Genomic DNA, 14,498 nt, shown 5'->3' on the forward strand with positions numbered 1-14,498 from the left:
GGGGCATCCCCCTCCACACTCCTGCGAAGTCAATCGGTTGTACAGCCGAAACTTTCGGAGGCGCCCGCCATGAGAACCTCCCGAACCCGTTTCTCCAGAACCCGCCCCTTACGCCGCAGCGTCGCCGCCCTGGTCGCCGGGGTGGCCACGGTGGCCGCCCTGCTCGCGGCCGGTACGACGGCGCACGCCGCCGGCACCCCGCTGCGCGACCTCGCCGCCGCCAAGGGCAAGGTCATCGGCACCGCCGTCACCGGCTCCAAGCTGACCGGGACCTACGGCGACATCGCCGGGGGCCAGTTCAACTCGCTGACCCCGGGCAACGCGATGAAATGGGGCACCGTCGAGCCCACCCGGGGCAGCTTCAACTGGGCCGAGGCAGACCAGATCGTCGCGTTCGCGCAGGCCCACAGCCAGCAGGTGCGCGGTCACACCCTGGTCTGGCACAGCCAGAACCCGAGCTGGCTGACCAACGGCACCTGGACGACCGCCGAGCTGAGCGGTCTGCTCCAGGACCACATCACCACCGAAGTCACCCGCTACAAAGGCAAGCTGGCCGCCTGGGACGTGGTCAACGAGCCCTTCAACGAGGACGGCACCTACCGTTCGACCCTCTGGTACAACGGCCTCGGCGCCGACTACATCGCCCAGGCGCTGACCTGGGCGCACGCCGCCGACCCGAGCGCCAAGCTCTACATCAACGACTACAACGTCGAGGGCGTCAACGCCAAGAGCACCGCCCTGTACGACCTGGTCAAGTCCCTGAAGGCGCGCGGTGTCCCGATCGACGGCGTCGGCCTCCAGGCCCATCTCATCCTCGGCCAGGTCCCCGGCTCCCTCCAGCAGAACATCCAGCGCTTCGCCGACCTCGGTGTCGACGTCGCGATCACGGAGCTGGACATCCGGATGCAACTCCCGTCCGACAGCACCAAACTGGCGCAGCAGGCCGCCGACTACAAGGCGGTCTTCGACGCCTGCGTCGCCGTGACCCGCTGCTACGGCGTGACCGTCTGGGGCTTCACCGACTCCGACTCCTGGATCCCGGACGTCTTCTCGGGCTACGGCGCGGCGACCCCGTACGACGAGAACTACGCGCCCAAACCGGCGTACGACGCGATCGCGGCCTCGCTCGGCGGAGGAACCACGACACCGCCGCCCACGGGAGCGTGCACGGCGACGTACAGCGTCCAGAGCCAGTGGAACACGGGGTTCACCGGGCAGGTGCGCATCGCCTGCTCCGGGGCCGCGCTCTCCTCGTGGAAGGTCACCTGGACGTACGGCGCGGGCCAGCGGATCACCCAGGCCTGGAACGCGACCTGCACCCAGACCGGCGCGGCGGTGAGCTGTGCCAACGCCTCCTACAACGGGACCGTCCCGGACGGCGGTTCGGTGACGCTCGGGTTCAACGCGTCCTGGAGCGGGAGCAATCCGGTGCCCACGGTGACGCTGGGCTGAAGGTTGTACCGAGGCCGGTATGAGGTGGGGCTGAGTCCGGGCTGAGAAGCGTGAGATTCTCCCAAGAAAATCGTTTCGAGCCTCTTTCCCTAACAGTCCCCTAATAATTCGGACTTACGTTCCTCCTCGTGACGGGACACAAGGACATCGAGGACGGGGACGGGGACGCAGTCGGGGCCGGGATCGAGGTCGAGGCCGGGCCTGTGGGCCGGCGGTCGTGGGTACTGAAGACCGCCGGCCTCACCCTGGCGGGCCTGCTGGTGCTGGGCGTCGGCACGGCGGGCTGGGCCTACTGGCATCTGAACCAGAACATCAAGAGCGTCGACATCAACAGCGCGCTCGGCGACGACCGCCCGGCGAAGGCGGTGGTGACGCCCTCGGCCCCGGTGTCCGCCTCGGCCTCCCCGCTTCCCAGCGGCGCCCTGAACATCCTGGTCCTCGGCTCCGACTCGCGCAGCGGCAAGGCGAACGCGAAACTCGGCGGCGGGGACAGCTCCGGCGCCCGTTCCGACACGGCGATGGTCGTGCACATCGACGAGGGGCGCACCCGGGCGACCGTGGTGAGCATCCCCCGGGACACCCTGGTGACCCGGCCTGCCTGCCCGACCTCCTCCGGGGGGACGACGGCGGTGGCGTACAACGCGATGTTCAACAGCGCCTATGCGATCGGCGGCCCGGTCTGCGCGGTGAAGACGGTGGAGTCCCTCACCGATGTCCGCATGGACCACTACATCGAGATCGACTTCTCCGGCTTCGCCGACCTCGTGGACGCGCTCGGCGGGGTCACGGTCACCACGGACGAGGACATCGACGACGACAAGAGCCATCTGCATCTCACCGCGGGCGAGCACCACCTCGACGGCACGAAGGCGCTGGCCCTCGCCCGCACCCGGCACGGCATAGGCGACGGCAGCGACCTGGGCCGCATAGGCCTCCAACAGAAGCTCGTGAAGGCCCTGTTGGCGCAGATCTCGTCCGCCGGCCTGCTCACCGACCCGGCCAAGCTCTACGGCGTCGCGGACGCGGTGACCGGCAGCCTGACGACGGACACCGGGCTGGACTCCCTCGGCGAGCTGATGAAGCTCGGCCAGAGCCTGAAGTCCCTCTCCTCCGACGAGGTCACGACGGTGATGATGCCGGTCGTGACGGCCCCCTCGGACCGCAACAGGGTGATCGCGAACGAGCCGGAGGCGAGCGACCTGTGGGCCTCGCTCAAATGAACGAGGAGAAGGTCCGCGGGACTTGAGCTTCGGGGCCCGGGATTCGAGCCTCTTTTGTATGGAATGGGTGGGAGGGTCAACCCACCCTCCCTCCCTTGTCGACGGCCGAAGTGCCGTCCGGGCCAGGGGATATGACTTTTCGTGATCGGGTCGCGGCGGAGCGTGGCGGGCGTGTAGCGTGCGCCGCGAAAGCATCGACCCCCGTGGGTGTTGGAGCACCACGCGGGGGTCTGACCAGTAGATCGAAAGAGAGTCGATCCATGGCTGTCACCCAGCCTAGTGCTGCCCTGCGCCCGTCCGCCCATCCCCTCGCCAACCCGGGCTATGGAAAAAGGTCGGTGCCCGACCAAACCCCACGGACGGGTCGCGACTTCGCACATCTGCCCACCCGCGAGGCATCGATCGCGACGTACATCGACCGGCTCGCCGACGAGTCGGACCTCTCGATCAAGACCCTCGCCAAGCACCTCCCGTACGGCCAGTGCGCCCTCTCCACGGCCCTCAACAACCTTTCCGCGGCAGGGCATTTGCGCAGGGTGCGGCGCCCGTCACCGTCGACGGCTGCCCCCGCTGGGTTTGGCACACCTTCTTCTCGCGCACCGCGCACGACGACACCTGGTGGAACTCCTTCCTCGCCGGGGAGACGCCGGTGACCGAGCGGCCCGTGGCAGCGGCGGCGCGATCGACGGCGTACAGCGTGCTGGCCCGGCTCGGCCGGATCGACGCCCGGCTGACGCTGTCGGCGGGGGAGTGCGCGGCACTGGAGGGGGAGGCCGCCGAGTGGTTCGCGCGGGGCGCGGGTGAGCCGCAGCTCGTCCAGGCGCTGACGGCGGGGCTCCCGGAGCCTGTGGCGCACGCCTACGCCTTCGTACGTGCCCGGCTGCTCGCGAAGCTGCCCCCGCGACCCGAACCGCAGCCACCGGCGCCCCGCTACGAGGTGGTGTGCACGGCGTGCGGGGAGCCGGGCGGGGACGGTGTCCAGCTGCGGGGCGGGTTGTGCGGGGTGTGCCAGGGCGGGCGGCCCGCCCTCGCGGCTCATGAAGTGCGGGCCCATGTCGGGCGACTGCGTGCCGCTCTCCGCTCCGGGACCCGCACGGAGGAAACCGAGAAGGGAGCAGGCACATGACGACCTCGCAGCACGGTCCGCCCGTGACCGGGGCAGGATGGACGGGAGGAGGCGAAATCCCCGATTCCCCCGATTGATCCGTCCGGGCCCGCCCCGGGAAAGAATCCAAAGAAATCCGGGGACGGTGTCGAAGCAGGTGTCTCCCGTTCGACGCACGGGTGAGAGGCAGGGAGAAACCCCGCCTCCGAGGCACCACGGACACGAGGAGTCACCATGCCCCGCTATCTTTCGCTGGTCCAGATCGACGAGAGCACCGCGCCCGCCGAGGGTCCCAGCCCCGAACTGATGCAGCGGATGGGCGAGCTCATCGAGGAGGTCACCAAGGCGGGCGTCATGCTGGAGACCGACGGTCTGGCGCCCACCGCGCAGGGCAAGCGCGTCCACTGGTCGGGCGGGCAGCTGTCCGTCACCGACGGTCCCTTCACCGAGTCCAAGGAGGTCGTCGGCGGCTACGCGATCATGCAGTGCAAGGACATGGACGAGGCCGTGGAGTGGACCAAGCGGTTCCTGAAGGTGCACGAGGAGTTCTGGACGGTCACCTGCGAGGTGCGGGAGATCGCCGGGGGCTGAGCGGCTCCCCGGCCTGAGCGGCTTCTCGGGCCGAGCGGTCTCCTTGGCCTGACGCCGCCGCGGGTGTCTGATGGTGGACTGTGGAACAGCAGCCCGGAGGAACCCCCGCCGGCGGCGTCGACACGGCCGTCGAGACCATCTTCCGCATCGAGTCGCCCCGCGTCATCGCGCGCGTCGCCCGGATCGTCCTCGACGTCGGCATCGCCGAGGAACTCGCCCAGGACGCCCTGGTCGCGGCGCTGGAGCAGTGGCCGCGGGACGGCGTGCCCGACAACCCGGGCGCCTGGCTGACGGCCACGGCCAAGCACCGGGCGATCGACCTCGTACGCCGCCGGGAGCGCTACGCGCGCAAGCTGGAGGAGGTCGGGCGGGACCTCTCCCTGTCGGCTCCGCACCACATCGACGAACCCTCCGATCCGGACGACATCGACGACGACCTGCTGCGCCTGGTCTTCACCGCCTGTCACCCCGTCCTGTCCGCCGAGGCCCGTATCGCGCTCACGCTGCGGCTCCTCGGCGGACTGACGACGTCCGAGATCGCGCGCGCCTTCCTCGTCCCGGAGCCGACGATCGCCCAGCGCATCGTCCGGGCCAAGCGGACGCTCGCGACGAAGGGGGTCGCCTTCGAGGTGCCGTACGGTCCTGACCGCGAAGCCCGGCTCGGGTCCGTACTGGAGGTCATCTACCTCGTCTTCAACGAGGGGTACGCGGCGACGGCGGGCGACGACCTGCTCCGTCCGGCGCTGTGCGAGGACGCGCTCCGGCTGGCCCGGGTGCTCGCCGAGCTGATGCCCAAGGAGCCCGAGGTGCACGGGCTCGCCGCCCTGCTGGAGCTCCAGGAGTCCCGGGCGGCCGCGCGCACCGGGCCCGGTGGTGAACCGGTCCTCCTCAAGGACCAGAACCGCCGCCGCTGGAACCGGATGCTGATCCGCCGGGGCTTCACCGCGCTGGGCCGCTCCAACGCCGTCGCCACCGGCAGCCCGGGGCCGTACGTCCTCCAGGCCACCATCGCCGCCTGCCACGCGCAGGCCTACGCCTACGAGGACACGGACTGGCGGCAGATCGCCGTCCTGTACGGCCTGCTGGCGGCCCGCGCGCCCTCCCCGGTCGTCGAACTGAACCGTGCCGTGGCCGTCTCCATGGCCGAGGGCCCTGAGCCCGCGCTCACCATCGTCGACGGCCTCGTCGGCGAACCCGCCCTGCGTGACTACCACTTGCTGCCGAGCGTGCGCGGCGACCTGCTCGCCCGGCTGGGACGTACGGCGCAGGCGCGCGCGGAGTTCGAACGGGCGGCCTCGCTGGCGCGCAACGAGCGGGAGCGGGAACTGCTGGTGGCGCGGGTGCGTGAGCTGCGGAATCGCGAGGTTCCCGACCGGTGACCCCGTTTTCAAGGTGATCGACAAGGGCTTACGGCTGCGACGCTGCCGGACACGGGACGGATCTTGTCGTAGCCCCGTGGCTTGGAGGACCCGATGGCGCACCTCACGGCGGAGCGGGATGGCGCCGTCTCAGCGCATCTGCAGCAAGCAGTTGACGAAGACAGTGGCCGTACCCAGGGCCAGGGCGCCGGCGAAGACCTGGCGTCTGAGGAAGTCGTAGCGATCCTGGTATTCCTGGCGGAGCTGCAATGCGCGTCGAGCCGTGCGGGTGATCGCCGTCCGGGAGAGGGCGAGCTGGTGGCGGGTGAACAGGTCGACCACCTCTTCCCGCTGAGCGGTTGTCAGCCAGTCGAGTTGGTCGGCGAAGGATTCGGCTTCCGCGAGGGCTCGTTCGACCTCCCCCTGCCACAGCAGGTAGCCCTCCATCCTGGCGATACCGTCACGGACCGAACCGCCGTCCGACGGCTTCTCGGCACTCACGGCGGGCCCCTCAGCTCTGTGGTCCGGAGGGTCGGCCAGACCACCCCTCCGAGCCGGGCCCCGTCATGTCCCGCTGCTGGTGGCTCCCCGCGTTTTCGAACGCGGCGATCTCCGGGCGGTGCAGGTCGAAGGCGGGGGACTCACTGCGGATCCGGGGCAGGGTGAGGAAGTTGTGCCGCGGCGGCGGGCAGGAGGTCGCCCACTCGAGCGAACGGCCGTAGCCCCACGGGTCGTCGACCTCGACCTTCTTGCCGTACTTGGCCGTCTTCCACACGTTGTAGATAAACGGCAGGATCGACAGGCCGAGCAGGAACGAGGAGATCGTCGAGATGGTGTTCAGCGCGGTGAAGCCGTCCTGCGCGAGGTAGTCCGCGTAACGACGCGGCATGCCCTCGACACCCAGCCAGTGCTGCACCAGGAACGTGCCGTGGAAGCCCACGAACAGCGTCCAGAAGGTGACCTTGCCGAGACGCTCGTCGAGCATCTTGCCGGTCATCTTCGGCCACCAGAAGTGGAATCCGGCGAACATCGCGAAGACGACCGTGCCGAAGACCACGTAGTGGAAGTGCGCCACCACGAAGTACGAGTCCGAGACGTGGAAGTCCATCGGCGGCGAGGCCAGGATCACGCCGGTCAGACCACCGAAGAGGAAAGTGACCAGGAAGCCGGTCACCCAGAGCATCGGTGTCTCGAAGGACAGCGAGCCCTTCCACATCGTTCCGATCCAGTTGAAGAACTTCACGCCGGTGGGGACGGCGATGAGGAACGTCATGAAGGAGAAGAACGGGAGCAGAACGCCACCGGTGACGTACATGTGGTGCGCCCACACCGTCACGGACAGACCGGCGATCGCGATGGTCGCGCCGATCAGGCCCATGTAACCGAACATCGGCTTGCGCGAGAACACCGGGATCACTTCGGAGACGATGCCGAAGAACGGCAGGGCGATGATGTACACCTCTGGATGGCCGAAGAACCAGAAGAGGTGTTGCCACAGCAGGGCGCCGCCGTTGGCCGCGTTGAAGATCTGCGCACCGAACTTCCGGTCCGCCTCCAGGGCGAAAAGAGCGGCCGCGAGGACCGGGAAGACGAACAGGACCAGCACGGCCGTCAGCAGCACGTTCCACACGAAGATCGGCATCCGGAACATCGTCATGCCCGGAGCGCGCATGCAGATGATCGTGGTGATGAAGTTGACCGCGCCCAGGATGGTGCCGAAGCCGGAGAAGGCCAGACCCATGATCCCCATGTCGGCGCCGATGCCCGGCGAGTGGACCGCGTCCGACAGGGGGACGTACATGAACCAGCCGAAGTCGGGGGCGCCCTGCGGGGTGAGGAAGCTGGCCGCCGCGATCGTCGAGCCGAAGAGGTACAGCCAGTAGGCGAACATGTTCAGCCGCGGGAACGCCACGTCGGGCGCGCCGATCTGCAGCGGCATGATCCAGTTCGTGAAGCCGGCGAACAGCGGCGTCGCGAACATCAGCAACATGACCAGGCCGTGCATCGTGAACGCCTGGTTGTACTGCTCGTTCGAGAGGATCTGCAGGCCGGGGCGGGCCAGCTCGGCGCGCATGAGCAGGGCCATGATGCCGCCGACCAGGAAGAACACGAACGACGTCACCAGATAGAGCGTGCCGATCGTCTTGTGGTCGGTGGTGGTGAGCCACTTGATCACGACGCTGCCGGGCTGCTTGCGCCGCACCGGCAGCTCGTTCTCGTACGACTCGTCAGCTGCTGCGGTGGCGGCCTGAGATCCGTTGGGGATGCTCACAGTGTTCGTCTCCGAGATTTCCGGTCAGAATCGGCCCGCTCAAGGCCCGACGCGACGCTACAGAAATCCAGGCCGGCATCTACTAGACTCGCCCGGCTTTGCCAATATTCGCACCTTTATGCGGCTTTTGGTGCTGGAGGGGTCGGCTGCGCGGGTGCCCCCACCAGCATGGTCGGGGCGCCCGCCACCCGGGTCAGGAACACCGTCGCGGAGTGCGGGCCCTGCGGTTTCACCTTGCGCCGCAGTTCCTCCGGCTCGACGGCCGACCCGCGCTTCTTCACGGTCAGGACGCCGACCCCCCGCTCCCGCAGCAGTGCCTTCAACTTCTTCACGTTGAAGGGGAGTCGATCGGTGATCTCGTAAGCGGAGGCGTACGGCGTCGGGCGCAGTTCGTCGGCCGTGACGTAGGCGATCGTCTCGTCGACCAGTCCGCCGTCCAGGTCCTCGGCCACCTCGGCGACCAGGTGCGCGCGGATGACGGCGCCGTCCGGCTCGTACAGATAGCGCCCGACGGTCCTGACCGCCGGGTCCGGCAGGCCGCGGCCGCGCAGTTCGCGCGGGCCCGGCAGCAGGGTGGCGCGCACCAGGCCCGGCTCCGTGCCGAACCAGAGCACCGCCTCCTTCACGTCCCCGCCGTCCGAGATCCACTCGGCCTCCGCCTCGGCGGGGACCGCCTCGTGCGGGATCCCGGGGGCGATCTTCAGCGCGGCGACCGGAGCGCGCAGGGCCGCCCCGACCGCCCAGGACAGCGGCGGCGAGTACGCCTCGGGGTCGAAGATCCGGCCCCGGCCGCCCCGGCGCGCCGGGTCCACGAAGACGGCGTCGTACGACGCCGTGTCCACCTGCGTCACATCCGTCTCGCGTACCTCGATCAGGTCCGTGAGGCCCAGCGCGTCGGCGTTCGCGCGGGCGGCGGCGGCCGTCAGCGGGTCGCGGTCGACGGCCAGGACGCGGATTCCGGCGCGGGCCAGCGCGATGGCGTCGCCGCCGATGCCGCAGCACAGGTCGGCGACGGAGCGGACCCCCAGGGCGCGCAGCCGTTCGGCGCGGTGCGCGGCCACGGTCGTCCGGGTGGACTGCTCGACCCCGTTCGGGGTGAAGAACATCCGTCCGGCGTCCTCGGCCCCGAATTTCGCCGCAGCCCGCTGTCGCAGCCGTGCCTGGCCGAGGGCCGCAGAGACCAGTTCGGCGGGGTGGTGGCGGCGCAGCCGGGTGGCGACGGCCAGTTCCTGTGCCGGTTCGGTGGCGCGGACCTCGTCGAGCAGGGCGCGGCCCTCGGCGGTGAGGAGCGGGGCGAAGGAGACGTCGTTCACCCGGCCATTGTGGGCCAGTCGGTGGATGGTGTGCTTCCGGCGGCGGTGTCGGGGCCCCGCGGGGGCGGTGAGCTGGGAGGATCCGGCTCCATGCGACCCGTACGACAAAATGATAAAACCGGTGCAAACGGGGCTGCCGTGCGCTGGGGAGTCGGCGTGGCCGCCCTCGCCCTTCGCGCTTCCGGCCGCGCCGGGACCGGCTCGGCCTCCGTCCCCCGAGCCGGCGGCGCCGCGCCCGTCCACGCCCCGCGGGCCGCGCTCCGGGCGGGCCCCGCCCGCCCCCGCGCCGCCTGTGCGGACCGGCTGAGCCCGGCGCGGGCCCGGCGTGCCGACCGGCGGGCCCGGCGCGCCGGCCAGGGGTACGCGGTCGCGCGCCCGGAGGACTACCTGTGAGGGTGCGGGTGCCGGCCGCCGGGCTGCTCGTGGCGGTACTGCTCAGCGGCTGCGCGCAGTCCGTCGACCCCATCGAACGGCTCGGCAAGAAGGCGGCCCAGCGGGTGCACCCGACGGAGTCGGCGTACCGCCGCTGGGGTCTGGCCACCCCGCTGGCCCCCGCGCCGGATGTGCCCGCGCGGACCACCGCGCGTACCGCGGACACCGGACTGCCGCCCGTCGTGAACCAGGTGCGCACCCGCGACAAGGTGGTCTTCCTGACGTACGACGACGGGGCGGAGCGCGATCCGCGGTTCGCCGACATGGTCCGCGAACTGCGCCTGCCGGTCAGCGTGTTCCTCACGGACCGGGTCGCCGGCCCCGGCTACGGGCGCTTCGCCCGGCTGCGCGCGGTCGGCGTGAGCGTCCAGAACCACACCCTCGACCACGCCACCCTGCGCGGTCTGCCCTACGCCGGCCAGCGCGCCGAGATCTGCGGACAGCAGGACAAGCTCACGCGGCGCTTCGGCGTCCGGCCCCGGCTGCTGCGGCCCCCGTACGGCCGGTACGACGACACCACCCTGCGCGCCGCCGCCGACTGCGGGGTCGCCGCGATCGTCCTCGGCAGGACGGCCGACGCGCACCCGTTCCGGCCGGGCGACATCCTCTCCGGCCCCGCCGAACCCGGTCTCACGGGCGCCACGCTCCGCCTGCTCCGCCGGATCCAGCGCGAGGGCTTCACCCTGGCGCGGCTGGAGAACTACCTCTAGCAAGGCGCCGACCGGAGAGCTGCCCCCCGGGTGGGCGACCGGAGAGCTGCCCCCGGGCCGGCAGGGCGACCGGAGAGCTGCCCCGGGGAAGCGTCCATTCGGTGCGGTCCGGCACGTTCCGGTCCACGCCACGCCGACTGCCTTTGGCACTCCGCTTGACCGAGTGCTAATCACAGTCATAGTCTCAGGTCTGGCACTCCCCCCTGGAGAGTGCCAATAGCGACGGGCAGATCCGGCACCCGCGACGACGGATCCACCTGGTCGCCACCTCAGACAGTTAACCCCGTGAGATCTCCGAAGGGGGAGGTCGGATCGTGACGACCACCAGCTCCAAGGTTGCCATCAAGCCGCTTGAGGACCGCATTGTGGTCCAGCCGCTCGACGCCGAGCAGACCACGGCCTCCGGCCTGGTCATCCCGGACACGGCCAAGGAGAAGCCCCAGGAGGGCGTCGTCCTGGCCGTGGGCCCGGGTCGCATCGAGGACGGCAAGCGTGTCGAGCTCGACGTCGCCGTCGGCGACATCGTTCTCTACAGCAAGTACGGCGGCACCGAGGTGAAGTACAACGGCGAGGAGTACCTCGTCCTCTCGGCTCGCGACGTGCTCGCGATCATCGAGAAGTAATTCACCCGGTAAGGGCGTCCGGGAGCTTTTCCCGGACAACCCCGCACCAAGCATTGCAGTGAACTGCGCCCCTGGCCCCCGCTACCTTTGATGAACCGGGCGCTGGGGGCGCCGTTCGTTTCTCCCAAGTTTTCCGAGAGGGCTGAACCGCTCCCATGGCGAAGATCCTGAAGTTCGACGAGGACGCCCGTCGCGCCCTTGAGCGCGGCGTCAACAAGCTTGCCGACACGGTGAAGGTGACGATCGGCCCCAAGGGCCGCAACGTCGTCATCGACAAGAAGTTCGGCGCCCCCACCATCACCAACGACGGCGTGACCATCGCCCGTGAGGTCGAGGTCGAGGACCCGTTCGAGAACCTCGGCGCCCAGCTGGTGAAGGAGGTGGCGACCAAGACCAACGACATCGCGGGTGACGGTACGACCACCGCCACCGTGCTGGCCCAGGCGCTCGTTCGCGAGGGCCTGAAGAACGTCGCCGCGGGTGCCTCCCCGGCGCTGCTGAAGAAGGGCATCGACGCCGCGGTCAAGGCCGTCTCCGAGGAGCTCCTCGCGACGGCCCGCCCGATCGACGACAAGTCCGACATCGCCGCCGTGGCCGGGCTCTCCGCGCAGGACAGCCAGGTCGGCGAGCTCATCGCCGAGGCGATGGACAAGGTCGGCAAGGACGGTGTCATCACCGTCGAGGAGTCCAACACCTTCGGTCTGGAGCTCGACTTCACCGAGGGCATGGCCTTCGACAAGGGCTACCTGTCCCCGTACATGGTGTCCGACCAGGAGCGTATGGAGGCCGTCCTCGACGACCCGTACATCCTCATCCACCAGGGCAAGATCAGCTCCATCCAGGACCTGCTGCCGCTGCTGGAGAAGGTCATCCAGTCGAACGCCTCCAAGCCGCTGCTGATCATCGCCGAGGACGTCGAGGGCGAGGCCCTGTCGACCCTGGTCGTGAACAAGATCCGCGGCACGTTCAACGCCGTCGCCGTGAAGGCCCCCGGCTTCGGTGACCGCCGCAAGGCCATGCTCGGCGACATCGCCACCCTCACCGGTGGTCAGGTCATCGCCGAGGAGGTCGGCCTCAAGATCGACCAGGTCGGCCTGGACGTGCTCGGCAGCGCCCGCCGCGTGACCGTCACCAAGGACGACACCACCATCGTCGACGGTGCCGGCAGCTCCGACGAGGTCGTCGGCCGCGTCAACCAGATCAAGGCCGAGATCGAGAACACCGACTCCGACTGGGACCGCGAGAAGCTCCAGGAGCGCCTCGCGAAGCTGGCCGGCGGCGTGTGCGTGATCAAGGTCGGCGCCGCCACCGAGGTGGAGCTCAAGGAGAAGAAGCACCGTCTGGAGGACGCCATCTCCGCGACCCGCGCCGCGGTCGAGGAGGGCATCGTCTCCGGTGGTGGCTCCGCGCTCGTCCACGCCGTCAAGGTCCTCGAGGGCAACCTCGGCAAGACCGGCGACGAGGCCACGGGTGTCGCGGTCGTCCGCCGCGCCGCCGTCGAGCCGCTGCGCTGGATCGCCGAGAACTCCGGCCTCGAGGGTTACGTCATCACCTCCAAGGTCGCCGAGCTCGACAAGGGCCAGGGCTTCAACGCCGCCACCGGCGAGTACGGCGACCTGGTCAAGGCCGGCGTCATCGACCCGGTCAAGGTCACCCGCTCCGCCCTGGAGAACGCCGCCTCCATCGCCTCCCTGCTCCTGACGACCGAGACCCTGGTCGTCGAGAAGCCGGCCGAGGACGAGGGCGACGCCGGCCACGGCGGCCACGGGCACTCCCACTGACGTACGCCGGGAGACCGGTAGGCCGGAGCCGGCACTGAATCCCCGGACGGGGACACCGTGCTGAATCGGGCCGCGTCACTTCGCCCCGCCGTTCCCACGGCGGGGCGAAGTGCTGTCCGGCGGGCGCGCCGACGCGTCTTTGACGTCAGGAACGTTCGGAGCCACCCGGCCGTACGGTCATCGGCCCCCGACGCTCCTGCGGAACCGGCGGATGCCCAAGGCTCAGAGCCGGTCGTCGCGCACCACGTCCAGGTCCGTGAAGGTCGGCATCCCGTCGCAGAGCGCCACCATCTCCTGGAAGATCTGCTCGGTCTCCGGCATCTTCGAGTTCTTCATCGCTTCCTCGTACGACGGGAACTCCACGATCTCCACGAAGTGGTTCGCGTCGGAGCGGTCCTTGCCGACGACGCCACGGGTGGCGGTCCGTTTGCCGTTGGTCTTCTCGACCCAGGTGTCCATCAGTTGGTTCATCTCGTCGAACCGACTGGTTCTGCCGTCTATCAGCTGTACGAAAGTCATGGCGCCGCCTCCGGCTCTCGCTCCGGTCGAATCACCTCAATCCTCCCACCGGAGGGGCGGCACCACCCACTGCACGATCATCGCGAGCGCCCGTCCCGAGCCTCCCGCGGCCCACTCGATCCGCTCTGCAGGGTCCCCGCTTCAGCAGCGCCTCGCGTCAACGGGGCCTCGTTTCACCGGGTCCCCGCTTCACCGGGGCCTCGCTTCACTGAGGTCCGTACTTCCGCCCCGTCTTCGACGAGATCCCGCCCAGCAGCGCACGCGGCGTCACCTTCACCACGCCCATGAGCACCTTGTAGCGCGGGTCCGGGACCGACAGGGTCCTTCCGCGGGCCAGATCGGCGAGGGCCGCCGCGACCAGCTTGTCGGCGTCCAGCCACATCCAGTTCGGGATGTTGTCCGTGCCCATGCCGGCCCGCTCGTGGAACTCGGTGCGCACGAAGCCCGGAGCCAGCGCCATCAGCCGCACCCCGCTGCCCGCGAGGTCCTTCGCCGCGCCCTGCGTGAACTGCACGACCCACGCCTTCGACGCCCCGTACGTACCGCGCGGCACGAACGCCGCGACCGACGCCACGTTGACGACGCCGCCCCGGCCGCGCTCCCGCATCGCCTCGGTCGCCGCCGACGTCAGCCGGAGCACCGCCTCGCAGTGCACCTTGAGCATCTTCAGCTCGTCCGCCATCGACACGTCCAGATAGCGACCCTTGTTGCCGAAGCCGGCGTTGTTGACCAGCAGGTCGACCGGGCTCTTGCGGTCGGACAGACGGGCGGCGACCTCCTCGATGCCCTCGTCCGTCGCCAGGTCCGCGGTGAGCACCTCCGCCTCGATGCCGTGCCGGTCGTGCAGCTCGGTCGCCTGCTCGCGCAGCCGCTTCGTGTCCCGCGCCACCAGCACCAGGTTGTGCCCGTCCGCCGCGAGCCGCCGCGCGAAGGCGGCACCGATCCCCGCGGTCGATCCCGTAATCAGAGCCGTTGTCATGGCGCAAGGGTAGTGACCGGCCGCGCCCCCCGCCCCCGGTGCAGCGGACCGCGGGCGCCCCCGGTGCGGCCGACCGCCCTCCGCGCTCCGTACGTACCTCGCACCAGGCCCCGCCTACGCGGGCACACCGTGAACACGGCACG

Annotated in this window: 13 protein-coding genes and 1 pseudogene; 9 read left to right on the plus strand and 5 right to left on the minus strand. The window is 69.8% G+C overall.

Annotated elements, in window-relative coordinates; genetic code table 11:
• The first annotated feature begins 69 nt into the window (after window positions 1-69).
• The 5 genes from OG485_RS26055 to OG485_RS26075 all read left to right on the plus strand — a co-directional run bounded on the left by OG485_RS26055 (window position 70) and on the right by OG485_RS26075 (window position 5,747).
• Entirely contained in the window at window positions 70-1,452 is a 1,383-nt protein-coding gene (locus tag OG485_RS26055; RefSeq protein ID WP_328670954.1) for an endo-1,4-beta-xylanase, read from the plus strand.
• Window positions 1,453-1,598: 146 nt separating this feature from the next.
• The gene (locus OG485_RS26060; RefSeq protein ID WP_443048941.1) at window positions 1,599-2,672 is read left to right on the plus strand and encodes an LCP family protein; all 1,074 of its coding nucleotides are present in this window, start codon (window positions 1,599-1,601) and stop codon (window positions 2,670-2,672) included.
• A 481-nt stretch (window positions 2,673-3,153) separates the two neighbouring features.
• Window positions 3,154-3,798, plus strand: coding sequence for a hypothetical protein (locus tag OG485_RS26065; RefSeq protein ID WP_328670956.1), 645 nt, complete (start codon window positions 3,154-3,156; stop codon window positions 3,796-3,798).
• 213 nt (window positions 3,799-4,011) lie between these two features.
• Entirely contained in the window at window positions 4,012-4,368 is a 357-nt protein-coding gene (locus OG485_RS26070; RefSeq protein ID WP_328670958.1) for a YciI family protein, read from the plus strand.
• Between the two features lie 80 nt (window positions 4,369-4,448).
• Window positions 4,449-5,747, plus strand: a complete 1,299-nt coding sequence (locus OG485_RS26075) for an RNA polymerase sigma factor (RefSeq protein WP_328670960.1) — start codon at window positions 4,449-4,451, stop codon at window positions 5,745-5,747.
• 129 nt (window positions 5,748-5,876) lie between these two features.
• Here OG485_RS26075 and OG485_RS26080 read toward each other — a convergent pair whose 3' ends face one another.
• From OG485_RS26080 to OG485_RS26090, 3 genes are all read right to left on the minus strand, one after another.
• Window positions 5,877-6,227, minus strand: a complete 351-nt coding sequence (locus OG485_RS26080) for a hypothetical protein (RefSeq protein WP_328670961.1) — start codon at window positions 6,225-6,227, stop codon at window positions 5,877-5,879.
• A gap of 10 nt (window positions 6,228-6,237) precedes the next feature.
• Window positions 6,238-7,998, minus strand: coding sequence for an aa3-type cytochrome oxidase subunit I (gene ctaD / locus OG485_RS26085; RefSeq protein WP_443048760.1), 1,761 nt, complete (start codon window positions 7,996-7,998; stop codon window positions 6,238-6,240).
• 116 nt (window positions 7,999-8,114) lie between these two features.
• The gene (locus OG485_RS26090; protein WP_443048761.1) at window positions 8,115-9,311 is read right to left on the minus strand and encodes a THUMP-like domain-containing protein; all 1,197 of its coding nucleotides are present in this window, start codon (window positions 9,309-9,311) and stop codon (window positions 8,115-8,117) included.
• Window positions 9,312-9,467: 156 nt separating this feature from the next.
• On the opposite strand from OG485_RS26090, the gene OG485_RS26095 reads away from it, so the two are divergent.
• From OG485_RS26095 to groL, 4 genes are all read left to right on the plus strand, one after another.
• Window positions 9,468-9,704, plus strand: a complete 237-nt coding sequence (locus OG485_RS26095) for a hypothetical protein (RefSeq protein ID WP_328670965.1) — start codon at window positions 9,468-9,470, stop codon at window positions 9,702-9,704.
• The gene (locus tag OG485_RS26100; protein WP_443048762.1) at window positions 9,701-10,453 is read left to right on the plus strand and encodes a polysaccharide deacetylase family protein; all 753 of its coding nucleotides are present in this window, start codon (window positions 9,701-9,703) and stop codon (window positions 10,451-10,453) included. Before OG485_RS26095 ends, OG485_RS26100 begins: the two co-directional genes overlap by 4 nt.
• A gap of 314 nt (window positions 10,454-10,767) precedes the next feature.
• Window positions 10,768-11,076: a co-chaperone GroES gene (gene groES / locus OG485_RS26105; RefSeq protein WP_266761820.1), complete on the plus strand. Its 309-nt coding sequence runs from the start codon at window positions 10,768-10,770 to the stop codon at window positions 11,074-11,076.
• Between the two features lie 155 nt (window positions 11,077-11,231).
• Window positions 11,232-12,857, plus strand: a complete 1,626-nt coding sequence (gene groL, locus OG485_RS26110) for a chaperonin GroEL (RefSeq protein WP_328670966.1) — start codon at window positions 11,232-11,234, stop codon at window positions 12,855-12,857.
• A gap of 225 nt (window positions 12,858-13,082) precedes the next feature.
• Here groL and OG485_RS26115 read toward each other — a convergent pair.
• Together OG485_RS26115 and OG485_RS26120 are read right to left on the minus strand one after the other, a co-directional pair.
• Window positions 13,083-13,376 (minus strand): annotated as a pseudogene (locus OG485_RS26115) (ester cyclase); the annotation flags it as partial.
• Window positions 13,377-13,581: 205 nt separating this feature from the next.
• Window positions 13,582-14,355 (minus strand): SDR family NAD(P)-dependent oxidoreductase, encoded by a 774-nt coding sequence (locus OG485_RS26120; RefSeq protein WP_328670967.1) that lies wholly within the window; start codon window positions 14,353-14,355, stop codon window positions 13,582-13,584.
• Between the last annotated feature and the right edge of the window lie 143 nt (window positions 14,356-14,498).

Origin of the sequence: Streptomyces sp. NBC_00328 (assembly GCF_036139655.1) — a bacterium.
Classification (GTDB): domain Bacteria; phylum Actinomycetota; class Actinomycetes; order Streptomycetales; family Streptomycetaceae; genus Streptomyces.

What these genes read in the sequence shown, in the direction of transcription:
- OG485_RS26070 (WP_328670958.1), top strand. Translation starts at nt 4,012, where the DNA reads ATGCCCCGCTATCTTTCGCTGGTCCAGATCGACGAGAGCACCGCGCCC.
- OG485_RS26055 (WP_328670954.1), top strand. Translation starts at nt 70, where the DNA reads ATGAGAACCTCCCGAACCCGTTTCTCCAGAACCCGCCCCTTACGCCGC.
- groL (WP_328670966.1), top strand. Translation starts at nt 11,232, where the DNA reads ATGGCGAAGATCCTGAAGTTCGACGAGGACGCCCGTCGCGCCCTTGAG.
- OG485_RS26120 (WP_328670967.1), bottom strand. Translation starts at nt 14,355, where the DNA reads ATGACAACGGCTCTGATTACGGGATCGACCGCGGGGATCGGTGCCGCC.